The sequence below is a fragment of the Stenotrophomonas sp. YJH_SMC_130 genome, from assembly GCF_059369035.1.
Genome location: NZ_JCAFSH010000003.1, coordinates 21,570 through 44,914, shown reverse-complemented (window position 1 = coordinate 44,914; position 23,345 = coordinate 21,570). Strand labels below are relative to the sequence as shown.

Annotated in this window: 19 protein-coding genes; 12 read left to right on the top strand and 7 right to left on the bottom strand. The window is 67.4% G+C overall.

Annotated elements, in window-relative coordinates; all coding sequences use genetic code 11:
• Positions 1 to 77: 77 nt before the first annotated feature.
• Positions 78 to 971: an NAD-dependent epimerase/dehydratase family protein gene (locus AC5P5V_RS06425; protein ID WP_061478110.1), complete on the top strand. Its 894-nt coding sequence runs from the start codon at positions 78 to 80 to the stop codon at positions 969 to 971.
• A gap of 212 nt (positions 972 to 1,183) precedes the next feature.
• The gene (locus tag AC5P5V_RS06420) at positions 1,184 to 3,715 is read left to right on the top strand and encodes a methyl-accepting chemotaxis protein (protein WP_180871079.1); all 2,532 of its coding nucleotides are present in this window, start codon (positions 1,184 to 1,186) and stop codon (positions 3,713 to 3,715) included.
• 77 nt (positions 3,716 to 3,792) lie between these two features.
• On the opposite strand, the gene AC5P5V_RS06415 is transcribed toward AC5P5V_RS06420, so the two are convergent.
• Positions 3,793 to 4,179 (bottom strand): DUF2628 domain-containing protein, encoded by a 387-nt coding sequence (locus AC5P5V_RS06415; protein ID WP_014648516.1) that lies wholly within the window; start codon positions 4,177 to 4,179, stop codon positions 3,793 to 3,795.
• Between the two features lie 214 nt (positions 4,180 to 4,393).
• On the opposite strand from AC5P5V_RS06415, the gene AC5P5V_RS06410 reads away from it, so the two are divergent.
• Entirely contained in the window at positions 4,394 to 4,564 is a 171-nt protein-coding gene (locus tag AC5P5V_RS06410) for a hypothetical protein (RefSeq protein WP_005419553.1), read from the top strand.
• 60 nt (positions 4,565 to 4,624) lie between these two features.
• Here the strand turns inward: AC5P5V_RS06410 and AC5P5V_RS06405 are convergent, their stop codons facing one another.
• A complete protein-coding gene (locus AC5P5V_RS06405; RefSeq protein ID WP_134969043.1) occupies positions 4,625 to 6,658 on the bottom strand; it encodes a TonB-dependent receptor domain-containing protein in 2,034 nt (677 codons plus the stop codon).
• A gap of 495 nt (positions 6,659 to 7,153) precedes the next feature.
• On the opposite strand from AC5P5V_RS06405, the gene mdoH reads away from it, so the two are divergent.
• The 5 genes from mdoH (at position 7,154) to hemC (ending at position 13,064) form a co-directional block, all read left to right on the top strand.
• Complete coding sequence (gene mdoH / locus AC5P5V_RS06400) at positions 7,154 to 9,079, top strand: glucans biosynthesis glucosyltransferase MdoH (protein WP_005419550.1); 1,926 nt, start codon at positions 7,154 to 7,156, stop codon at positions 9,077 to 9,079.
• A gap of 50 nt (positions 9,080 to 9,129) precedes the next feature.
• Complete coding sequence (locus AC5P5V_RS06395; protein ID WP_005419549.1) at positions 9,130 to 9,789, top strand: alpha/beta hydrolase; 660 nt, start codon at positions 9,130 to 9,132, stop codon at positions 9,787 to 9,789.
• Between the two features lie 3 nt (positions 9,790 to 9,792).
• The gene (locus AC5P5V_RS06390) at positions 9,793 to 10,836 is read left to right on the top strand and encodes a sensor histidine kinase (RefSeq protein ID WP_061478105.1); all 1,044 of its coding nucleotides are present in this window, start codon (positions 9,793 to 9,795) and stop codon (positions 10,834 to 10,836) included.
• Between the two features lie 10 nt (positions 10,837 to 10,846).
• Positions 10,847 to 11,578, top strand: a complete 732-nt coding sequence (locus AC5P5V_RS06385) for a LytR/AlgR family response regulator transcription factor (RefSeq protein ID WP_061478104.1) — start codon at positions 10,847 to 10,849, stop codon at positions 11,576 to 11,578.
• A 574-nt stretch (positions 11,579 to 12,152) separates the two neighbouring features.
• Positions 12,153 to 13,064 carry a hydroxymethylbilane synthase gene (gene hemC, locus AC5P5V_RS06380; RefSeq protein WP_061479896.1) on the top strand — a complete coding sequence of 304 codons (912 nt, stop codon included), beginning with the start codon at positions 12,153 to 12,155 and terminating at the stop codon, positions 13,062 to 13,064.
• 128 nt (positions 13,065 to 13,192) lie between these two features.
• Here hemC and AC5P5V_RS06375 read toward each other — a convergent pair whose 3' ends face one another.
• Positions 13,193 to 13,969, bottom strand: coding sequence for a DUF481 domain-containing protein (locus AC5P5V_RS06375; RefSeq protein ID WP_049413237.1), 777 nt, complete (start codon positions 13,967 to 13,969; stop codon positions 13,193 to 13,195).
• Between the two features lie 106 nt (positions 13,970 to 14,075).
• On the bottom strand, positions 14,076 to 14,678 hold the full coding sequence (locus AC5P5V_RS06370) for a DUF2092 domain-containing protein (RefSeq protein ID WP_231352303.1): 603 nt from the start codon (positions 14,676 to 14,678) through the stop codon (positions 14,076 to 14,078).
• Between the two features lie 80 nt (positions 14,679 to 14,758).
• Here AC5P5V_RS06370 and AC5P5V_RS06365 point away from each other — a divergent pair, with 80 nt between their 5' ends.
• Positions 14,759 to 15,730 carry a helix-turn-helix transcriptional regulator gene (locus AC5P5V_RS06365; RefSeq protein ID WP_061479894.1) on the top strand — a complete coding sequence of 324 codons (972 nt, stop codon included), beginning with the start codon at positions 14,759 to 14,761 and terminating at the stop codon, positions 15,728 to 15,730.
• A gap of 26 nt (positions 15,731 to 15,756) precedes the next feature.
• Positions 15,757 to 16,551 carry a MetQ/NlpA family ABC transporter substrate-binding protein gene (locus AC5P5V_RS06360; protein ID WP_134969273.1) on the top strand — a complete coding sequence of 265 codons (795 nt, stop codon included), beginning with the start codon at positions 15,757 to 15,759 and terminating at the stop codon, positions 16,549 to 16,551.
• Positions 16,552 to 16,728: 177 nt separating this feature from the next.
• Here the strand turns inward: AC5P5V_RS06360 and glpK are convergent, their stop codons facing one another.
• The 3 genes from glpK to AC5P5V_RS06345 all read right to left on the bottom strand — a co-directional run bounded on the left by glpK (position 16,729) and on the right by AC5P5V_RS06345 (position 20,694).
• Entirely contained in the window at positions 16,729 to 18,228 is a 1,500-nt protein-coding gene (gene glpK, locus AC5P5V_RS06355; RefSeq protein WP_134969274.1) for a glycerol kinase GlpK, read from the bottom strand.
• 102 nt (positions 18,229 to 18,330) lie between these two features.
• Positions 18,331 to 19,815, bottom strand: a complete 1,485-nt coding sequence (glpD, locus tag AC5P5V_RS06350) for a glycerol-3-phosphate dehydrogenase (RefSeq protein ID WP_134969275.1) — start codon at positions 19,813 to 19,815, stop codon at positions 18,331 to 18,333.
• Between the two features lie 243 nt (positions 19,816 to 20,058).
• Entirely contained in the window at positions 20,059 to 20,694 is a 636-nt protein-coding gene (locus AC5P5V_RS06345; RefSeq protein WP_005419535.1) for an OmpW/AlkL family protein, read from the bottom strand.
• Positions 20,695 to 20,880: 186 nt separating this feature from the next.
• On the opposite strand from AC5P5V_RS06345, the gene AC5P5V_RS06340 reads away from it, so the two are divergent.
• Entirely contained in the window at positions 20,881 to 21,396 is a 516-nt protein-coding gene (locus AC5P5V_RS06340; protein WP_134969276.1) for a DNA-deoxyinosine glycosylase, read from the top strand.
• Between the two features lie 167 nt (positions 21,397 to 21,563).
• Positions 21,564 to 23,285 carry a dihydrolipoyllysine-residue acetyltransferase gene (gene aceF / locus AC5P5V_RS06335; RefSeq protein WP_231352302.1) on the top strand — a complete coding sequence of 574 codons (1,722 nt, stop codon included), beginning with the start codon at positions 21,564 to 21,566 and terminating at the stop codon, positions 23,283 to 23,285.
• The last annotated feature ends 60 nt before the right edge of the window (positions 23,286 to 23,345 follow it).

Below are 23,345 nucleotides of genomic sequence, written 5' to 3'. Positions count from 1 at the left end.
CTATCGCGGATGCGCGATTGCATGCCTAGAATCGAAGCATCCCGGTAGTTCCCGGGCGCTTCGAGTGAATGGACTCAATGAAGATTCTGTTGACCGGCAGTTCCGGCCGCATCGGGCGCGCGATCTTCGGTGCGTTGGCGGCTGCCCACGAAGTGGTGGGGCTGGACCGCAGTCCGTTTGCCACCACGCGCATCATTGCCGATGTCAGCGATCGGCAGGCCGTCGCGCGCGCGGTGCAGGGCGTGGATGCAGTCATCCATACCGCGGCCCTGCATGCCCCACATGTCGGCCTGGTGCCGGATGCGGTGTTCCAGCAGATCAACGTGGAGGCCACCGCACACCTGCTGCAGGCGGCACGCGAAGCCGGTGCACGGCGCTTCGTGCTGACCAGCACCACTGCGTTGTATGGCCATGCCGTGGTGGCCGGTGGCTGCCGTTGGATCGACGAAGACACCGAGCCGCTGCCGCGCACGATCTACCACCGTACCAAGCTGCAGGCAGAGACCCTGGCCGAAGCCGCCGCCACGCCGGGCTTCAGCGTTCGCGTGCTGCGCATGGGCCGGTGTTTTCCGGAACCGCCCGAACGGATGGCGATGTTCCGCCTGCATCGCGGTATCGACGCCCGCGATGTGGCCAGCGCACATGCTGCACTGCTGCTCGACGAAGGCGCCCGGTTCGCGCGCTACCTCGCCTGTGCCCCGACGCCGTTCCGGCGCGAGGACTGCCTGGAGCTGGCCACCCACCCGCGCAGCGTGCTGGCCCGTCGCGCGCCGCAGCTGCTGGCCGAGTTCGAACGCCGTGGTTGGCCGCTGCCATTGAGCATCGACCGTGTCTACGACAGTGCCCGCCTGCGCGGCGAGCTGGGCTGGCAACCGTGCTTCGGGCCGGACGACGTGCTTCAGCAGTATGCCGTCGGCAGCATCGAGGTACTGCCGCGGGCACAGTGGATCAAGGACCGCGTGGCCGAGTGAGGGCATCGCGAGAGGGGGAGCGTTGAGCCGACCCTGAGCGGATTCAGGAATGTGCAGGCCGACCGCCTCAACCTCGTTGGCGGGCGGCCGCTAACTCAGTGCGCTTCCAGCGCCGGGCGCGCCCCGGCGGCCGGTGGCCTGCGCGACGGATCGCGCGCCTGCGCGGTGCCCTCGTGGTGCCGGTCGTCCTGAACTGCCTTGCGGACCCTCCCATGTCTTCTTCCCGCTCTGCCGCTGCCCAACGCCCGGGCAGCATCGCCCACAAGTTGATGCTGGGCACCGCCGTGATCGCGCTGCTGTGCTTCGGCCTGACCGCCTTCCTGATCTACCGGCAGGCCAGCGCCAGTCTGATCAGCGCCTCGCGCCAGACCATGACCAGCGAGGCCAACGCTGAGGCGCGCCAGGTGGCGGCTGATCTGGGCACCGCTTTCGCCAGCAATGACGCCATGGTCGAGGCTGTGCTGGCCCAGCGTGCCCGTGGTGATATACCCGACCGCGCCAGTCTGGCGGCGGTGCTCGGCGAACAGCTGCGTGCTCATCCTCAATGGCTGGGCAAGAGCACCATGTGGGAGGCCGATGCCTTCGACGGCAAGGATGCGGAGTTCGTCAATACCGAAGCACACGATGCCACCGGTCGCTACATGAGCTACTGGGCCTGGCAAGACGGCAAACCGCAGCAGTCGGTGATGACCGACTACACCGAGACTGCCAGCGGTTCCGGTGACTGGTACATGGTGCCCAGCCGCGACAAGCTGCCGAAGGTCAGCGAACCTTACGCCTATGACATCGCCGGCCAGAAGGTGCTCATGAGCACCCTGAGCACGCCGATCATCGAGAACGGCAGATTCCTGGGCGTGTTCACTGTCGACTTCTCGCTGGCAGCGCTGCAGAAGCACCTGTCAACGCTGAAGCCGATGGGGGCTGGCCGCGTCGAACTGCTGTCGCCCAAGGGCGTGGTGCTGGCCTCGGCCAATGCCGCCGAGATCGGCAAGCCGCGCAACGATGCCCTGACCCGCAGCATGCTGGCCGACATCGCCGCCGACCGTCCGTTCGATGCCTTCAGCCCCGACGCAGCCGGCAATGTACGCGTGTATGTGCCGCTGCGCGTGGGCGACGCCCCGCAACGCTTCGCGCTGGGCGTGGTGATGCCGCATGCGGTGATCGTGTCTGAGGCACGCCAGCTGCTGTGGCTGACCCTGCTGGTCGGCGTGATCGCCGCGCTGACCCTCAGCGCCGGCGTCTACGTGCTGCTGCGCCGCCTGGCGATCCGCCCGTTGGCCGAAGCGGTACGCGTGGCCGGCGATGTCGCCGCCGGCAAGCTGGACAGCACGCTGCCGGCGCGCAGCAACGACGAAGTGGGGCGCCTGCTGGACGCAATGCAGGGCATGCGTGGGCAGTTGCAGTCGGTGATGGCTGCGCAGGCCGAAATGGCGCGCCGGCACGATGCCGGTGAACTCAGCTATCGCATGGATGCTGCGGCCTTCCCGGGCGAGTACGGCCGCATGGTGGCCGACAGCAACCAGCTGGTGGCCTCCAGCAATGCGGTCACCCAGCGCCTGGTTGAAGTGATGCAGCGCTATGCCGTGGGCGACCTCAGCGTGGACATGGAAGTGCTGCCGGGCGAGAAGGCGGTGTTCACTGCCGCAATGGCGACCACCAAGCGCAACCTGGCCGCGATCAACGAGCAGATCCAGCAACTGGCCGCCGCCGCCGCCGCCGGTGACTTCGCTGTGCGCGGTGATGCACTGCGCTTCGAGCATGATTTCCGCCGCATGGTGGAGACCCTGAACACAATGATGCAGGTCAGCGACCACAACCTGGCGGCACTGTCGACGCTGCTGCGCGCGATCGCCGCCGGTGACCTCAGTGCGCGCATGCAGGGCGACTTCCACGGCGTGTTTGCGGTGATGCGCGACGATGCCAACAGCACCGTGCAGCAGCTGACCCAGATCGTCGGCCAGATCCAGCAGTCGGCGGCCAGCATCCGCCTGGCCGCCGGTGAGATCGCCGCCGGCAACAGCGACCTGTCGCGCCGCACCGAGCAGCAGGCCGCCAACCTGGAAGAAACCGCCGCGTCGATGGAAGAACTGACCTCCACCGTGCGCCAGAATGCCGACCATGCGCTGCAGGCAAACACGCTGGCCGGTTCCGCAGCGGGCGTGGCCAGCGAAGGCGGCCAGGTGGTCAGCCAGGTGGTGCACACCATGGAGCAGATCGAGGCGTCTTCGCAGCGTATCGCCGAGATCATCTCGGTGATCGATGGCATCGCGTTCCAGACCAACATCCTGGCGCTGAACGCCGCAGTGGAAGCGGCGCGCGCCGGTGAACAGGGCCGTGGCTTCGCAGTGGTGGCCAGTGAAGTGCGGGCGCTGGCGCAGCGCTCGGCGGGTGCTGCCAAGGAGATCAAGGAGCTGATCGACGCCTCGGTGGCCCAGGTCGGTGCCGGCGCGCAGCTGGTGCACGGTGCGGGGCGCACCATGCAGGACATCGTCGGTCAGGTCGGCCGGGTCAACGAGATCATGGCCGAGATCTCGGCCGCGTCGCGCGAACAGTCGGCCGGCATCGAGCAGGTCAACCAGACCGTGGTGCAGATGGACGAAACCACCCAGCAGAACGCCGCGCTGGTGGAGGAAGCCAGTGCCGCCGCCCGTGCGATGGAGGAGCAGGCCGAGCAGCTGGCAGTGGCGGTGTCGCGCTTCCGCCTGCAGGCCGAGCCGGAGGGCATGGCCCGCCGCGCGGCTTGATGCCGGAAACGAAGACGCCCGGCGGCTGCCGGGCGTCGGATGCATCCTTGCCGCGCATCCCGCGCAGGTCTGATGGCTCAGAACATTCCTTCAAACGGATTCCAGCTGGCGCGTCCTTCCACCTTTTCCAGGTAGTAGCTGTAGTTGGTGCTGGAGGCGACCAGCAGGTTCATGGCGATGAACAGCATGCGCCCGACGACATCCGGCAGGAACATGCTGACGATGGCCAGCGCGATGTTGATGCCGATCACCACCAGTGCCTTGCGCCACATGCCGAGAATCAGCAGGTAGATGGCACCGAAGAACAACGCGAAGAAGTTCAGGTTGATCTTCAGGCGGTCACCAAAGGACAGCGCCTTCCAGGCCTGCTTGAAGCCGGGGTTCTTGGGGGCGCCGTGCTGGCGGAAGAAGTTGAAGCGGAACTGCCACTTCGGGCTGAACTGGGACAGGTCGGTGGTATTCATTGGGAAACATCCCTGTGAGAAAACGTTTTCATGATAGGACAAGTCCTATTCAGGATCCAAGCGCTAGCGTCAAGAATGTGACGCCTGCCTTGTTCCCGCGCCTGCGGCCAAGCGCCGCGCCGTCACCCACCCGCCTTGTTTTTAGGATAGGGTGCGCAGTTCCGCTGCCGCCCCGGCTGAGCCCGTGCGGCGGCGGGATGTCCATGGAGGTTGCATGACCACACCTGCTACACCGGAAAACGCACCGGGACCGGTGCTCCTGCCGACACCTGAAGTGGTGCAGGCACAACAACTGCTCGCACGCCAGCAACTGGCGGTGGCGATGGACCGTGCGCGCACGGCCGCCACGCGGGATGCGGCTCCGGCCGCGCTGGAAAGCGAGTAACCCGCAACACCGTCGATCGCGCTGGCATGTCGCCAGCGCGATCACGGCGCGTGCCGCCGGTCAGAACCGCGCGGTCATGCTCAGGAAGTAGCTGCGCCCGGCGACGAAGTAGTCGGTGGAGCCTTCCGCATACAGCTTCTTGTCGGCCAGGTTGCTGACGCCACCGCGCAGGGTCAGCACTTCGTTGACGTTCCAGGCCGCGGTCAGGTCATACAGCGTATAGGCCTTGAGGAAGGTCGTGGCGGTGCCGGTCTGCCTGCCGGTGTACTGCGCCGACAGGCTGCCGGAAAACACCGTGCTGGGCGCCCAGTCCAGCGACGAATAGCCGGAGAACTCCGGTGTATCGATCAGGTTGCGGCCGGTGGTCAGGTTCCTGGCTTCCTTCATCCAGGTCGCCGAGGTGCGCCAGCGCCACTGCTCGCCGAAGCGGACGTTGAGGTTGCCTTCCATGCCTCGGGTGCGCGCGCGCTGTACGTTGCTCATGCGCGTCCACCAGATGCCGTTGAACCGGCCCAGTGGTGCGTACTCGATCTTGTTCCGGAAGTCGGTGTGGAAATAGGTCACGCCGACATCGATCAGGTCATTGTCGAAACTGATGCCGATCTCGCGGTTGGTGCTGGTCTCCGGATCCAGGTCCGGGTTGCCGGCCATGTAGCACCCGCCGCGGGTGTAGCCCAGCGGGATCAGCGAGGTGCAGCCGCGGCCCCCGGACTGGGTAGCGGCACTGGCCGAGTTCTCGGTCAGGCTGGGCGCACGGAAGCCCTTGGAGACGCCACCGCGGATCGTCCACTGTTCGGCCGGGTGCCACACCAGGTACCCACGCGGGCTGACGTGGCCGCCGAACTGCTCGTGATGGTCCAGGCGCGCGCCCACGGTCAGGGCCAGGGTGCGGTGCAGTTTCAGCTCGTCCTCGGCAAACAGCGCCCAGGTGTCCACGTCCAGAGTGGAGCCGCTGACCGCGTTGCCGGCATAGTCGATCGGCGCGCGGCCGATGGTGTCGGTGTTGGTCAGCTCCTGCCGCTTCCATTGGCCGCCTGCGGCGAACTGGTGTTCAACGCCGAGGGTGAACGGCGTGGTCAGGCTGCCCTCGATGATCGTATCGGTCGCTTCGGAACGGCCGGCAGCACCGATGTCGTTCCTGTACTCGGTCCAGTACGCACTGATCTTCGAATTGCCGAAGCGCCACTTGCCATCGTGGTTGAGCGCCAGCGAGCTGCGCTTGAGCTCACTGGCACCCCAGGCACCTTCGTCCTGCTTTTCCAGCGACGCATCGATGAAGGCCTGCTGCACGCCGTGCCCGGCTTCCAGCGACAGTTCCTGTGCGTCGCTCAGCTTCCACTGCAGCAGCGCATCGACGTTGCGGTCCTTCTCGCCGGCATAGGCGTTGCCGTAGACACCGCCGTTGGAGCGGTCCGAATCGCGGCGCATGCTGTTGGCGCCGATGCGCAGGCCGAAGCGTTCGCCCAGCGGTCCGGAGAACGTGGCGCCGATCTGCTGGGTATCGCCGCGCTTGCCGTCAGCCGGGCGGGTGTAGCTGTGGGTGGCGCTGCCGTTCCATTCGTCGCCGATGCGCCGGGTGATGATGTTGATCACCCCGCCCATCGCATCGGAGCCATACAGCGACGACATCGGCCCGCGCACCACTTCGATGCGCTCGATCTGGTCCGGCGAGATCCAGTTCAGGTCCTGGCGACCGAGGTCGGGGCGATAGTGGGTCGAGGCCGAGCTGCCCATGCGCTTGCCGTCCACCAGCACCAGCGTGTAGTTGGACGGCATGCCACGCAGCTTGATCTTGGACTGCTCGCCGACGGCGCTGAGGCCGCCGGTCACGCCCGGTACGCGGCTGAGCAGGGCGGCCAGGTCCGGTACCGGCTGGCGCTCGATGTCCTCACGACTGATCACGCTGATGCTGGCCGGGGCATCCTTGATCCACTGCTGGCTGCCTGAAGCCGTGACCACTACGGTATCCAGGTCCTTGGTGGATGCATCGGCGGCGGCCTCTGCGGCGGCCAGGCCGGGCAGGGCCAGCAGGCAGGCGGTGGCCAGGCGGGTGCGCGGCAGGCGCGCGGAACGGGAACGGGACGACAGGGACATGACGGCTTCCATGGGAGGTGGGGTGACCCGGTGGAAGCAGCAGGCGCAGGCAGACAGCAGGCAGCCCCCCTTCCGTGGGTCGTCGGGTGCGCGGTCAGGACCGGCGCAGCTGGGTGGGTCGCGGCCGTGCGGAGGACGGTGACCTGCCTGGTTGATTAAATGATAACCGTTCGCGTTTGTTACGATCCAGTACCGGGGGCGATGCAATGACATCTGGCCATGCCCTGGCGTGATCGCCTGCTATTTGCTGAATGGGGACAAATCCCGGTGTAGACCTTCGCACCCGGCTTACATTCTGCGCCCTAGACTGGGCCGCATTTTCGATTCCGCCCCGTTGGAGATCGTGTGGGTTCCGGTAGTGACAGACATCGACTGTGCGGCGTGAGGCCGACACAGCCAGGACAAGTGCGGGCGCCGGGAAAGCGTGCCGGGAACCTTGGTGCATGCAGCCCGGCCGGGATGGCCGGCCGTGCCGACGGCGCGGAGTAAGCGACGATGGGGGTGCAGACCATCCATGCGGAAGCAGGAACGCCCCGGCTCGATGCCGGCTGGGCGCTGCTGCCCGCTGAATCGCCGTTGCCGATGCCCGAACAGACCCTGCGCGAAGGCGCGCTGAAGGTCCGGCGGCATCGCACCTCGCCGCGCTTGATCGGCCTGCGCCGGCTGTACCTGTTTGGTGGCACGCTCGGCATGACCGCCGTGGCTACGCGGATGATGTGGCGGGTGCTGTCGGCCAATGGCATCAGCGTGCTCGAAGCCTGCCTGCTGGTGCTGTTCGTCGGCCTGTTTGCCTGGATCGCGCTCTCGTTTGCCAGCGCCCTGGCCGGCTTCCTGACCGCTGTGTTCGACCGGGGCTATCGGCTCGGCATCGACCCGGACAAGCCGTTGCCGGCCGTGCACAGCCGTACTGCGCTGTTGATGCCGACCTACAACGAAGACCCGCGCCGCCTGCTGGCGGGCCTGCAGGCGATCTACGAGTCGGTGGCGGCCACCGGCCAGCTCGACCGCTTCGACTTCTTCGTGCTCAGCGACACCCGCCGCGAGGACATCGCCGCTGCCGAGGAACAGGTGTTCGCCGAGCTGCGCGAGCGTGTCCCGGAGGGGCAGACGCGCCTGTTCTATCGTCGACGTGGTGACAACAGCGGGCGCAAGGCCGGCAACATCGCCGACTGGGTCCGCCGCTTCGGCGGTGCCTATCCGCAGATGCTGATCCTTGATGCCGACAGCCTGATGACCGGCGACAGCATCGTGCGCCTGGTGGCCGGCATGGAACACAACGCCGACGTCGGACTGATCCAGACCCTGCCGTCGGTGATCGGCGGCCGCACCCTGTTCGCGCGCATGCAGCAGTTCGGTGGCCGCGTGTACGGGCCGGTGATCGCCCGCGGCGTGGCCTGGTGGCACGGTGCCGAGAGCAACTACTGGGGCCACAACGCCATCATCCGTACCCGTGCCTTCGCCGACCACGCCGGCCTGCCGGCGCTGCCCGGGCGCAAGCCGTTCGGCGGCCACGTGCTCAGCCACGATTTCGTCGAAGCGGCGCTGATGCGTCGTGGCGGCTGGGCCGCGCACATGGTGCCCTACCTCGGTGGCAGTTACGAGGAAGGCCCGCCGACGCTGACCGACCTGCTGGTGCGCGACCGCCGCTGGTGCCAGGGCAACCTGCAGCACGGCAAGGTGGTCGGCAGCCGCGGGCTGCACTGGATCAGCCGCACGCACATGCTGATCGGCATCGGCCACTATTTCACCGCACCGATGTGGGCCATGCTGATGCTGATCGGCATCGCCATCCCGCTGTTCCAGGAAGGCATCGATTTCAACGCCCTGCTGCACCTGTCGCCCAGCGTGTACTGGCGCGCACAGGATGAAGAGCAGGTGGTGCGCCTGTTCGCCGCCACCATGGCGGTGCTGCTGCTGCCCAAGGTGCTCGGCTACCTGGCAATGCTGCTGGACCCGGTCGACCGCCGCGGTTGTGGCGGTCCGATCCGTGCCTTCGTATCGATGCTGGTGGAAACCGTGCTCGCCGCGCTGATGGCGCCGGTGGTGATGTACGTGCAGTCACGCGGCGTGGCCGAAGTGTTGTCCGGGCGCGATTCCGGCTGGGACGCGCAGCAGCGTGACGACGGCGGCATTTCGTGGATGGCATTGATCCGTGGCTACGGTGGCCTGGGGGTGTTCGGCGCCTTCATGGGCGTGCTGGCCTGGGCGGTATCGCCGTCGCTGGCGGCCTGGATGGCGCCGGTGGTGATCGGCATGGTTCTGGCCGTTCCGGTGGTGGCGCTGACCTCCTCGCGCGGCCCCGGTGCTTTCCTGCATCGCCTCGGCCTGCTCGATATTCCCGAAGAGAACATTCCGCCACCGGTGCTGGTACGCGCCGCGCAGCTGCGGCGGGAAGCGGCCGAGCAACCGCCGCTGTACTGATTGCCCCGCGCCAGCGGCATAATGCGGCTCGAACTTGAAGGAGCCGCATCATGCTGCAAACGGTGGAACAGGAAACCGGCGCCTCGCCGCAGTGGTCGGTGATCTGGCTGCACGGCCTCGGCGCCGACGGCCATGATTTCGCGCCGATCGTGCCGGAACTGGTGCGGCCGCACTGGCCGGCGCTGCGCTTCGTGTTCCCGCACGCACCCGTGCGGCCGATCACGATCAACAACGGCGTGCCGATGCGCGGCTGGTACGACATCGTCGGCATGGACTTCCGTTCGCGCGCCGACATGGCCGGCGTGCAGGAATCGGTGGTGCAGCTGGACGCACTGATCGCGCGCGAGATCGAGCGCGGCATCGCGCCGGAGAAGATCTTCCTGGCAGGCTTCTCGCAGGGTGGGGCGATCATCCTGACGGCCGCGCTCTCGCGTACCGCGCCACTGGCCGGCCTGATCGCGCTGTCGACCTATCTGCCCGAAGCCGACAGCGCCACGCGTGTTGACGGCGCGGTGCAGGTGCCGGTGTTCATGGCCCATGGCAGTGGCGACCCGGTGATCCCGCAGGCCGTCGCCGCGCACAGCGCGCAGGCGCTGCGTACGCTGGGCCTGGATGTGGCGTGGCACAGTTACCCGATGGCCCACCAGGTCTGCGCCGAGGAGATCCAGGCACTGGGTGACTGGCTGCAGGAACGCCTGGGCGCCGCCTGAGCCATGTCGCCGGCCAGCACACCGCCGTGGATGCCGGAACTGTGCCGCCTGCCACGGCTGGCGGCGATGCTCGGCCTGGCCGAGCTGGTGGTGGTGGTACTGGCGCTGGCGCCGGACGGCAGCCGTCACTGGACCTTCGGCGAACTGCTGTCGGCCAGCGGATTCGCGCTGTGGCTGGCGCTGGCGGTGACCGCCAGCCTGTGCCTGCTGCGGCCGACCCTGTCGCGGCTGCCGCCGGTGATGGGCGCCATTGCGGCGACCGTGCTGGCCACCCTGATCGCGGTGGTCTGCGCCGGCATCGTGCACGCGCTGTACGCGGTGCTGGGCGACAACTTCGCCAGTGGCATCAGCTTCTGGCGTTTCACCCTCGGCAGCGCGGCAACCACGGCGCTGATCGCCGCGCTGGCGCTGCGCTACTTCTACGTAAGCGATCGCTGGGCCGCGCAGGTCCAGGCCAACGCGCGCGCGCAGGCCGACGCGCTGCAGGCGCGTATCCGCCCGCATTTCCTGTTCAACAGCATGAACCTGATCGCCAGCCTGCTGCATCGTGACCCGGCAGTCGCCGAGCGCGCGGTGCTGGACCTGTCCGATCTGTTCCGTGCCGCGCTGGGGGCGGGCGAGGGCGATTCCACCCTGCGCGACGAATGCGAGCTGGCCGAGCGCTACCTGTCGATCGAATCGCTGCGCCTGGGCGAACGCCTGCAGGTGCGTTGGCAGCGCGACGAGCCGCTGCCATGGGACCTGCCCTTGCCAAGGCTGGTACTGCAGCCGCTGGTGGAAAATGCCGTGCTGCATGGCATCTCGCGCCTGCCCGACGGCGGCACCATCGAACTGCAGCTGGCGCGCGAGGGCAATGAGCTGCAGATCCGCGTACGCAACCCGGCACCCGATCCGCAGGCGCCGGGGCTGGCGCTGGCACGCGGCGCCGGCCATGCCCAGCACAGCATCGGCCATCGGCTGGCCTGGCGCTTCGGCAGCGCCGCGCGGATGACGGCTGGCTGGAGCGAGGGCTACTATGCCTGCCAGGTGACAGTGCCGATCCAGTGAGGGAACGATCGTGAGGGTAGTCATCGCCGACGACGAACCGCTGGCGCGCGAGCGCCTGCGCAGCCTGTTGGCGGCACAGGACGGCGTGGACGTGGTGGCCGAGGCCGGCAACGGTGAGCAGGCCCTGCACGCGTGCGCGGAGCTGCAGCCGGACCTGGTCCTGCTGGATATCGCGATGCCCGGGCTGGATGGCCTGGAAGCGGCCCGCCACCTGGCCAGCTTCGAACCCCGGCCAGCGGTGGTGTTCTGCACCGCCTACGATGCGCATGCGCTGTCGGCGTTCGAGGCCGCAGCGATCGACTACCTGATGAAGCCAGTGCGTGCCGAACGGTTGGCGGCGGCGATCGCGCGTGCGCGCACGTTCCTGGCCGGCCGCGGTGGCCGGCCACAGGAGCACAGCGGGCAGCAGGCACGCAGCGTGCTGTGCGCACGCCTGCGCGGTAGCCTGCGCCTGATTCCGCTGGACGATATCCACTACCTGCAGGCCGAGGAGAAGTACGTGGTGGTGCACCACGCGCGCGGCGAGGACCTGATCGAGGAATCGCTGAAGTCGCTGGAAGAAGAGTTCGCCAGTCGTTTCATCCGCATCCATCGCAACTGCCTGGTGGCACGCCACGAGCTGGTGGAGCTGCGTCGGGGCTCGGGCGGGCAGGTGCAGGCGGTATTGCGGCATGGCAAGCAGCCGCTGGAAGTCAGCCGCCGGTGCGTGGCGACGCTGAAGCAGGAACTGCGGCACTTGTGAGAGTCCCGCGCGGCCTGCGGCCGCGACTGCTTGCGAGCAACATCGAAAGCAACAGCAACAGCAACAGCGTTTCATGGCTCGGTGTTGCTACGTGCTGGGTCGGGCCGGGGTGGGGGCGCGGGACACGCCGTAAACCCTTCCATGGGGGCTCGATGGCGCCATCCATGGCGCCAACGGTCCCGCGCCCCCACCCCGGCCCAACCCTCTCGTTGTCTACTTCGTCGGACAGCAAGACCTTTGGTGTTGTTGGCTTGGAAAGAGGGGTCAGATCCCTTTTCCTGCGGAAAAGGGATCTGACCCCGGAAGCCGCCGGCTGTTGCTTTTGCTTCTGCTCCTTTCTTTTGATCTTCCGTGGCTGGCGCACACGGAAACTGTCAGAGGCCGGGCGGGATGGGCTGCGCAGGGGCGTGAGCCGCATGGATGCGGCGACCGAGCTTACATGGACGTACTTGCAGCGGCCCCTGCGCAGTCCATCCCGCCCGGCCAAGCACGGCTGTTGCTTTCACGCCCCCCAGCCAGCCACGAGGGGCTCCGCCGTTGGCCGTATCCGCGCCGAAGGCGCGATAATGACCGGATGGAAACTGTCCGCATCGCTACCCGCAAGAGCCCGCTCGCCCTCTGGCAGAGCGAACACGTCGCCGACCGCCTGCGCCAGGCCCACCCCGGCCTGCACGTGGAACTGGTGCCGATGAGCACCCGCGGTGACGAGGTGCTGGACCGCTCGCTGGCCGCCATCGGTGGCAAGGGCCTGTTCCTGAAGGAACTGGAGCTGGCCATGCTGCGGGGCGAGGCCGACTGCGCCGTGCACTCGCTGAAGGATGTGCCGATGGAACTGGACGCGCCCTTCGCGCTGCCGGCGATGCTGACCCGGCACGACCCGGCCGATGGTTTCGTCTCCAACCTGTACGCCTCGCTGGACGCGCTGCCGATCGGCGCGCGGGTCGGCACCTCGTCGCTGCGCCGCCAGGCCCAGCTGCGCGCGCTGCGCCCGGACCTGGAACTGCTGGACCTGCGCGGCAACGTCAATACTCGCCTGGCCAAGCTCGACAACGGTGGCTACGACGCCATCGTGCTGGCGGTGGCCGGCCTCGAGCGCCTGGGCCTGGGCGAGCGCATCGTCGCGCGCCTGCAACCGCCGCAGTGGCTGCCGGCGCCGGCGCAGGGCGCGGTGGCGGTAGAGTGCGACGGAGGCAACACGCGCCTGATGGCGCTGTTCGCCACGCTTGATGACGCCGCCACGCGCGCTTGCGTGGAAGCCGAGCGGGCCATGAACCGCGCGCTGCATGGCAGCTGCCACGTGCCGGTGGCGGCGATCGCGCAGTGGCAGGGCGACGACCTGCACCTGCAGGGCCTGGTCGGCAGCGCCAGTGATGGCCGCGCCGTGCGTGCCGAAGCGGTGGGCCCGGCCCGCGATCCGGAAGCGCTGGGCCAGCAGGTGGCGAAGCTGCTGCTGGACGATGGTGCTGGCGAACTGCTGAACGTCTGAGCCCCGATGTCTGTAGAGCCGAGCCATGCTCGGCTGCTCTTCGCCGGGAAAATCCCGGGCTTCGCGCTCAAGTCGAGCACGGCTCGACTCTACAAATACGAAACGGGCGCCCTGGGCGCCCGTTCTGCTTATTTGAACTTGTAGACCACGTTCATCGTGGTCAGCGTATCGGTCTTGCGCTTGTCGACAGCGACGTCGCTGTTGTAACGCGCCTGCCAGCCGGCCTTCAGCGCCAGGTGCTCGTTCATGCTCACCGAGACACCGAAGTCGTTCTGGCCGAAGGTGTTGTACGAACCGGACTCGACCAGCAGCGTGTTCACCAGGTCGGTGTTGTCGGTCAGCGAGTACTTCAGGTCGAACAGGCCACGGCCGATCATGCCGGTACGGGTGCGGTCATCCTCGGTGCTGTGGGTACGGCGCACGCCGGGGCCGATCTGCGCGTCGAACGAAAAGCGCTCGGTGTTCCACAGGCGGGTGCCGTAACCCAGACCGAACGAGCTCTGGCGGTCGTAGGTGGCGAAGTCGTCGCGCTCGGTACGCACCGTGGCCGTCAGCTGGCGGTGCTCGCCCAGCTGCAGCGCGCTGCCCGCACTGCCGGTGTAGCGGTTGGCGGTGGTGTTGCTGCGGCGGGTGGTGGTGCCGTCGTCATTGGTCTCGGTCACCTTGGAGCTGGAGCGCAGGCCGAACAGGTCCATGCTGTGCACCCAGTCGCCGTCGGTGTAGCGCAGGCGCAGGCGGCCGTTGAAGCTCTCGGTGCTGCTGTTGCCGCGTGCCGAGGCAAAGCCGAGCTCGCCGCCGCTGCCACTCCACGGCGAGGACATCGCCGCCAGTTCGGAGGCATCCTGCGCGTATGCGAGCGGCGCACACAGCAGCAGGGGGATCAGCAGGGACACGCGCAGGGACATCGAGGCTTCTCCGGAACGGTTAACAGCCGGTGATGATACTGGAAGCGTGATGGCGGTCCGAATCGATCCAAAGCGTGCTTCAGCGAACGTTGCCGCGATCGCCTATTCAGGGCAGATCGACACGCAATGCGGGGTCGTTGAAGCGCGAATAGCGCAGGCGCAGCTGGAAGCTGCGGCCATTGCTGCTGCCGCTGCGCACGATCTGGCGTGGCAGGCCCTGGGCATCCACCCAGTACTCCAGGCGTTCGCCGGGCTGGCTGCCGCGCAGCCGGTAGTGACGGGTCTCGACCCCGTCCAGCGCCTGGCTGCCGAGGTCTTCGGCCTTCAGGTCGGCGGGCAGGGCGTCGGCGGGCAGCGGGTTGCGCCACTGCTCGAGCAGGCCGGGCGGGGCCGGCACCTGGCGGATCGCACCGTCGGCCTGCAGGAACAGGGTGTCGCCGATGATGGTCTGCGGCCCGGCCGGGGTCTCCACCCGGAAACGGTCGGGTGCAACGAAGTCCATGGCGCTGCGTACCCGCTGCGGCGCGCCCAGCACCTCCAGTTCGGCGTGGAAGCTGCGCAGGGCGGCGAAACGCTGGCTGGCGCCCAGCACCGCCTGTGCCGGATCGGCGGAGGGTAGCGGGGCCGCGGTGCCCGCCGGCGCCGGCGCGCGATCGCAGGCGGCCAGCAGCAGGCAGGCCAGCAGGGACAGGGCAGGCAACCGGCGCATCGGGCATTCCATGGGGTGGGGGCGACCACGATAGCCCAAACGTTCCACACAAGACCCGCGACTCGGACATAATCGGGGGTATGGACCGATACGAACGCATCACCGCCCTGCATCGTCTGCTCAAGTCCGCGCGCTATCCGGTGACGGTGGCGACCCTGCAGGACAAGCTCGGTTGTTCCCGTGCCACCGTCTATCGCGACCTGGCCTTCCTGCGCGATGCGCTGATGGCACCGATCGAGGGCGACGGCGAGGCCGGCTTCCGCTACCAGGCCGACGAGAGCGACCGCTTCGAGCTGCCCGGCCTGTGGCTCAGCTCGGAGGAGCTGCATGCCCTGCTGGCCTCGCAGCACCTGCTGGCGCGTACCGGCGGCGGCGTGCTGTCGTCGGTGCTGGCGCCGCTGCAGCAGCGCATCGAGAGCCTGCTGGCGGCGCAGGCCGGTGTTTCCAGTTGGCCGGTCGACCGCGTGCGGGTGATTCCGCACCGTGGCCGCAAGTTCGACGAAGGCAGCTTCCGCAGCGTGGCCTCGGCGGTGCTGGAGCGCCGCCAGCTGGCGTTCGAGTACCGCGCCCGCTCCACCGACGAGCCGACCAAGCGCACCGTCTCGCCGCAGCGCCTGACCCATTATCGCGACAACTGGTACCTGGATGCCTGGGACCATGACCGCGAGGCGCTGCGCAGTTTCGCGGTGGACCGCATCCACAAGGCACGGGTAATCGACAATGCCGCCCGCGATGTCGCCGACAGCGAGCTGGACGAGCAGCTCGGCGCCAGCTATGGCATTTTTTCGGGTGCCCCGAAGGGCTGGGCGACCATCCTGTTCAGCGCCAAGGCTGCGCGCTGGGTGGCCGACGAGCACTGGCATTCCAAGCAGCAGGGTCGTTTCCTGGCCGATGGCCGCTACGAACTGAAGGTGCCGTACAGCGTCTCGCGAGAGTTGCTGATGGACGTGCTGCACTATGGTTCGGATGCCGAGATCATCGAGCCGATCATGCTGCGCGAGCAGGCCAAGGCGCTGCTTGAGCTGGCCCTGAGCAACTACGAAAAATCCTGACACTCCCCCCGAGAACCCCGTCCCCCATGAAGAAGACCCTGTTGCTGTCCCTGCTCGCCGCTGCGCTGGCCCTGACCGCCTGCGGCAAGTCCGGCGAGCCCTCGCAGAAGCTGGTGGTGGCCGCCACGGCCGTGCCGCATGCCGAGATCCTCGAGGTGGTCAAGCCGATCCTCAAGCAGGAAGGCGTGGACCTGGACGTGCGCGTATTCAACGACTACGTGCAGCCCAACGACCAACTGGTGCAGAAGCAGGTGGACGCCAACTACTTCCAGACCGAGCCGTACCTGGATGCCTACAACCGCGACCGCAAGACCGACCTGGTGAAGGTGATCGGCGTGCACATCGAGCCGTTCGGTGCGTACTCGCGCAAGGTCAAGTCGCTGGCCGAGCTGCGCGACGGTGCCGACGTGGTGATCCCGAACGATCCGAGCAACAACAGCCGCGCGCTGATCCTGCTGCACAAGGCCGGCGTGATCGAACTGAAGGACCCGGCCAACGCGCTGTCGACCCAGCGTGACATCACCGCCAACCCGAAGAACCTGAAATTCCGCGAGCTGGACTCGGCGATGCTGCCGCGCGTGCTGGACCAGGTCGATCTGGCCCTGATCAACACCAACTATGCGCTGGACGCCGGCCTCAACCCGACCAAGGATGCGCTGGCGATCGAGAGCAAGGATTCGCCGTACGTGAACTTCCTGGTCGCGCGCCCGGACAACAAGGACGACGCCCGTGTGCAGAAGCTGGCCAAGGCCCTGACCAGCCCGCAGGTAAAGACCTTCATCGAGACCAAGTACAAGGGCGCGGTGCTGCCGGCGTTCTGATTGCGGCTGATCTGTTGATTTGAATGGTGAGTGTCGACCTTGGTCGACACTGCCTTCCCTGTAGAGCCGAGCCCATGCTCGGCTTTGCTTTTTTGCGGCGCCCCAACAACGGCAGCCGAGCATGGCTCGGCTCTACAGGGTCAACCCAGATGTCGCAGCAGGACGGGGGGCGCGGTTTCAATCGACGTGGAAGGCGAGGGTAGCCGCCACGGCCTGCTGCCATCCCGCATACAGCTTCTCGCGCCGCGACACCTCCATCTGTGGCTCGAAGCGCCGGTCCAGGCCCCACTGTGCAGCGATCTGTTCGCGGCTGGACCAGAACCCGACGGCCAGGCCGGCCAGATAGGCCGCACCGAGCGCGGTGGTTTCGGTCAACCGCGGCCGCAGCAGCGGCACACCGAGGATGTCTGCCTGGAAGCCGGCCAGGAAGTCGTTGCCGATCGCACCGCCATCAGCGCGCAGCTCAGTCAGTGCGATAGCGGCATCGGACTGCATGGCATCGAGCACGTCGCGGGTCTGGTAGGCCATCGCTTCCAGCGCGGCGCGCACGAAGTGCGCCTTGCGCGTGCCACGGGTCAATCCAAACATCGCACCGCGCACATCACTGCGCCAATAGGGCGCACCCAGGCCGACAAACGCCGGCACCAGATAGGCGCCGCCGCTGTCGGGCACCTGCGCGGCCAGTGCCTGGCTGTCGCTGGCGCGTTCGATCATGCGCAGTCCGTCGCGCAGCCACTGCACCACCGAGCCGGCGATGAAGATCGACCCTTCCAGCGCATACTCCACGCGCCCGTCCAGGCCCCAGGCAATGGTGGTCAGCAGGCCGTTGCGCGACCGCACCGCCTGCGCGCCGGTATGCATCAACATGAAGCAACCGGTGCCATAGGTGTTCTTGACCATGCCCGGCTGGAAACAGGCCTGGCCGAACAGTGCGGCCTGCTGGTCACCGGCGATGCCGGCGATCGGGATCGGGTGGTCGAAGAAGAACTGCGGCCGGGTGTGTGCGTACACCGCACTGGAGTCGCGCACCTGCGGCAGCATCGCGCGCGGGATGTCGAGCAGGGCCAGCAGATCGTCATCCCAGTCCAGCGTGTGGATGTTGAACAACAGCGTGCGCGCCGCGTTGCTGTAGTCGGTCACATGCGCCTGCCCACCGCTGAGGTTCCACACCAGCCAGCTGTCGACGGTGCCAAACAGCAGCTCGCCACGTTCGGCGCGCTGCTGCGCACCTTCCACGTGGTCAAGGATCCAGCGCACCTTGGTCGCAGAGAAATAGGCATCGATCAGCAGGCCGGTCCGCTCGCGGATCAGCGCTTCATGGCCTTCGGACTTCAGGCGTTCACAGATGGCGTGGCTCTGCCGCGATTGCCAGACGATGGCGTTGTGGATCGGCTGGCCGGTGGCACGGTCCCAGACCACGGTGGTTTCGCGCTGGTTGGTGATGCCCAGTGCGGCAATATGACGCGGGTCGATCTGCCCGCGGCTGAGCAGTTCGGTCAGCGTGGCATAGACGCTGGTAAGGATCTCGCGCGGGTCATGCTCGACCCAGCCGGGTTGCGGGAAGATCTGCGCGAACTCGCGCTGCGCGCTGCCGATGATGTCGCCGGCACGGTCGAACAGGATCGCGCGCGAACTGGTGGTGCCCTGGTCGATGGCCAGCACGTAGCGGGGCGTCATGCAGCGTCTCCGGTAGAACGGTCAGGGTAACTTACCTTTCTCTCTGTAGAGCCGAGCCATGCTCGGCTGCATTTGCACAACGCAGCCGAGCATGGCTCGGCCCTACAGAGTGGAGTGTTCGATCCACGCCTGCAGCCGTGTCACCTGCGCAGCGTCCAGCCGCAACCCCAGCTTGCTCCTTCGCCACAGCACGTCCTCGGCAGTGCGCGCCCACTCATGCTCGCGCAGAAAGGCCACTTCCCGGGCATGCAGACCGCCGCCAAACCCCTCGCCAAGATCGCGCAGGCCCCGTACCCCCTGCAGCAGTTCCGCACTGCGACTGCCATAGGCCCCGGCCCAGCGTCGCGCGATACCTGCGGGCAACCAGGGTGCCGATACCTGCAGATGCGCGCCCGCCTGCGCGGCGTCGCCCCAGTCGCTGCCTGGCAGCGGGTCTCCGTTTGCTGTCCACGCCGCTCCCATCTGCGGCAGGGCGGGCCGCAGCAGCTCCAGCGCTTCCTCGGCCAGCACCCGGTAGGTGGTCAGCTTGCCGCCCAGCACATGCAGTGCCGGTGCCGGGTCCACCTGCAGCTGCAGGCGGTAATCGCGGCTGAGTCTTGCCGCGCGCGGATCGGGATCAGCCAGCAGCGGACGGACGCCGGCGAACTGCCAGACCACATCTTCCGGCGCGATGGGTTCATGCAGGTAGCGATTGGCCGCTTCGCACAGGTACGCCACCTCTGAAGGCAGCACGCTGCAGCGCGCCGGGTCGCCGCGATAGTCGGTGTCGGTGGTGCCAACCAGCAGGTGGTCGTGGGCGAAGGGCAACAGGAACACCACGCGTCCATCGGGTTGCTGCAGCAGGCACGCGCTGTCATCGGGCCAGGGCCGGCGCAGGACGATGTGGCTGCCTTGTACCAGCCGCAGCGCGGAGCCGCCGCTGCGTGCCTCCATCCGTTCCAGCAGGTCGCCGGCCCACGGCCCCGCCGCATTGGCGACGGCGCGCGCGGTCACCTGCTGCTGGCCATCAGCGGATTCCAGCACGGCCTGCCACCGGCCCTGCAAGGGCTGCAGGTCGATGCAGCGGGTGCGCACACGCACCTGTGCGCCCCGCTGCGCGGCATCCAGGGCGTTGAGCAGCACCAGTCGCGCGTCATCGACCTGCGCGTCGGCGTAGCTGAAGGCCTGCCGCAGATCCGGGGAAAGCCAGGGGCCGAGCGGATCGCGCTGAAGGTCCAGGGCGCGCGAGGCGGGAAATGCCGGGCTGCGACGGCCCAGGTGGTCATACAGCCACAGTCCCGCGCGTAGCATCCAGCGTGGGCGCAGATGGGGTTCCCACGGCAGCACAAAGCGCAATGGATGGACCAGATGGGGCGCCTGCCGGCGTACCACCTCGCGTTCGCCCAGCGCCTTGCGCACCAGCCCGAGCTCGCCCTGTTCCAGGTAGCGCAGGCCGCCGTGGATCAGCTTGCTGCTGGCGCTGGAGGTATGCGCGGCCAGGTCGTGCTGCTCGCACAGCAGCACGCGCAGGCCGCGGCCGCTGGCGTCACGGGCGATGCCGGCACCGTTGATGCCGCCACCGATCACCAGCAGGTCGACGTCGTCCATCGTGTCTCCGCACCCTGTTTGTGTAGAGCTGAGCCGCGCCACCATTGACCGTGGGCGCCATTGAACGTAACGCATCGCAATGCGCGCGGAGCCCGCCGCTCGACTCGGGATAGGGGGCTTGGCTCGACTCTACAAAAAAGGCAGTCGAGCATGGGCTCGACTCTACAGAACGCCGGTGACGGAAACGACGACGGGCCCCGAAGGGCCCGTCGCGTTGCATCAGTGAAGCAGGTGCAGCCTGGATCAGAAGCGGGCGCCGATGCCGAAGCCGACGGTCCACGGATCCATCTTGGCTTCGCCGATCTTCTCGCCGCCAACCTTGATGTCCGGGCGGGCGCGCATGTAGCGGGCGTCAGCACGGGCGAACCAGGTGGAGTTGATGTTCATGTCGACGCCGACGGTGCCGATCACGCCCTTGGCATCCTTGAAGCGGATGTCGGTGTCAGCGCCGTTGCCCAGCTTCTCGTTGCTGAAGCTCGACTGGTAGTAGCCGACGCCCACGAACGGACGGAACACGTTGTCAGCCTGGCCGAAGTGGTACTGGCCGCTCAGCGCGACCGGCTGCTGCTCGACCGAGCCCAGGCGCGCGTTGTTCGGGCCCTTGAACTTGTTGTCGAACTTGTCAGCGGCGCCCCACAGTTCAACGGCCCAGTTGTCGTTGATGTAGTAGCTGAAGCTGACGGTCGGCGCCGGGCCACCATCGGTCTTCTTCACGCCGGAGATCGGGTCGTTCTTCGGTTCCAGCAGCGAGATGCCGCCAACAACGGCAAAATGCTTGCCCGACGCGGTGTCGGTGCTGCTGCTGTCCTGGGCGAAAGCGGCCGGCGCGAAGGCGGCGGAGGTCAGCAGGGCGAGACTCAGGATACGGATGGAGCGCATGGGGGTATCTCCTAATGTTTCTTGTTTTGGGCCCCCGGTTGCGGGGCGAGCACACCGTAGTCGCCCCAACATGAATCGAATCCGACGCACGTTAAAAAATAGTTTTCCTTGTTCAGCGACGGGTACGGAACGCCTGTATCCATGGGGTTTTAGGCGCTCGATGACATTCATGCAGTTGGAGAAGATGTGAGCACAGCAACGTTGTGCATCGGCCTGCAAGCGCAGGTGAACGTGGAGTGCAGGGTGCTGCTGCTGGGTTCGATGCCGGGCGTGGCGTCCCTGCAGGAGCAGCGCTATTACGCCCATCCGCGCAACCGCTTCTGGCCGCTGATGGCCGACATCTGTGGTTTCGACGCGGATCTGGCCTACGCCGCGCGGCTGCAGGCATTGAATGCCGCGGGCATCGGTCTGTGGGATGTGATCGGTCGCTGCGAGCGCCGAGGCAGCCTGGATGCGGACATCGTGCGTGGCACGGAAGTGGCCAATGCACTGCCGGAACTGATCGCCACGTTGCCTGAGCTGACGCTGATCGGCTGCAATGGCGGTGCATCATGGCAGGCGTTCCAGCGCTGGGTGCTGCCGCAGCTGGAGGCCCCGCCACAGGTGGTTGCGTTGCCCTCGACCAGCCCGGCCAATGCGGCGTGGTCGTTGTCGCGCCTGCGCCAGGCCTGGCAGCCGGTTGCAGACGCACTGGCGACATGAAGCGGACATCGTCCGGACAATACGCTACCGACTGGTCGCGGCCGGGACCCGTGGGCAACAGCCTGTCCCGGCTGCGTGCGTACTGAAAACACCTGTAACGGTTGGCGCTGGACCCCGCTGGCCGCACAATAGACGTTTCCCTACACCAGATTGCCGGAGTTATCCCCATGGCCGAAATCAAGGAAGCACTTGTCCCCGATATCGGTGACTACAGCGATATCCCGGTAATCGAGGTGCTTGTCGCCGTCGGCGACACGGTCAAGAAGGACCAGGGCCTGGTGACGCTGGAAAGCGACAAGGCGACCATGGAAGTGCCGTCCTCGGTGGCAGGCGTGGTCAAGGAACTGAAGGTCAAGGTGGGCGACAGCCTGTCCGAAGGCAAGGTCGTGGCGCTGATCGAAGTGGCCGAAGGCGAAGCCGCCGCGCCGGCCGCCGCCGCACCGGCACCGGCCAAGTCCGCTGCCCCGGCTGCCGCCACCCAGAGCGCGCCGGCCCCGGCCGCTGCTGCGCCGGCCGCTCCGGCCACTCCGGCCACCAGCGGTGGCGCAGTGGAAGCGCTGGTGCCGGACATCGGCGACTACGCCGGCATCCCGGTCATCGAAGTGCTGGTCGCCGTCGGCGACACGGTCAAGAAGGACCAGGGCCTGGTCACGTTGGAAAGCGACAAGGCCACGATGGAGGTGCCGTCGTCTGTGGCCGGTGTGGTCAAGGAGATCAAGGTCAAGGTGGGCGACAACCTGTCGCAGGGCGACGTGGTTGCCATCATCGAGGCCGAAGGCGCTGCCGCGCCGGCACCGACCAAGGCGGCGGCTGCCGCTGCCCCGGCCGCCGCCGAAACCGCCACCAAGGTCGAGCCGGTCGCTGTGCCGGCACAGCCGGACAAGCTGGCGGCGCGCGAGATCGCCTCGGCCGGCACCCCGTCCAGCCCGCCGGTGCAGTTCAACGCCGATGGCGTGCTGCCGGCCAAGGTGCCGTACGCCACCCCGGCGGTGCGCGTGTTCGCCCGCGAGCTGGGCGTGGACCTGCTGCAGATCAACGGCACCGAGAAGGGCGGCCGCATCACCAAGGGTGACGTGCAGAAGTTCGTCAAGGCCGCGCTCAGCGGTGGTGTGCCGGCTGCCGGCGGTGCTGCCGGCGCTGCCGGCGGTGGCCTGAACCTGCTGCCGTGGCCGAAGGTCGACTTCAGCAAGTTCGGCGAGACCGAAGTCCAGCCGCTGTCGCGCATCAAGAAGATCTCCGGCGCGAACCTGGCCCGCAACTGGGCGATGATCCCGCACGTCACCCAGTTCGAACAGGCCGACATCACCGACCTGGAAGCCCTGCGCGTGGCGCTGAACAAGGAGAACGAGAAGGCCGGCATCAAGCTGACCATGCTCGCCTTCCTGATCAAGGCCAGCGCCGCGGCGCTGAAGAAGTTCCCGGAATTCAACGCCTCGCTCGATGCCAGCGGCGAAAACCTGACCCTGAAGAAGTACTTCCACATCGGCTTTGCCGCCGATACGCCGAACGGCCTGGTCGTGCCGGTCATCCGCGACGTGGACAAGAAGGGCGTGGTGCAGATCGCGCAGGAAACCGGCGAGCTGGCCAAGAAGGCGCGCGACGGCAAGCTGGGCCCGGCCGACATGAGCGGCGGCTGCTTCTCGATCAGCTCGCTGGGCGGCATTGGCGGCACCGCGTTCACTCCGATCGTCAATGCACCGGAAGTGGCCATCCTGGGCGTGTCCAAGTCCTCCATCCAGCCGGTCTGGAATGGCAAGGAGTTCGCGCCGAAGCTGATGCTGCCGCTGTCGCTGAGCTACGACCACCGCGTCATCGACGGCGCCCTGGCCGCACGCTTCACCACGTACCTGTCGCAGGTGCTGGCCGACATGCGCCGCGTGCTGCTGTAAGGCATCGCTTCGCCCCCACCGTGCGGCCGCTGCCCCTGGCGCGGCCGCGTGAACAGATGC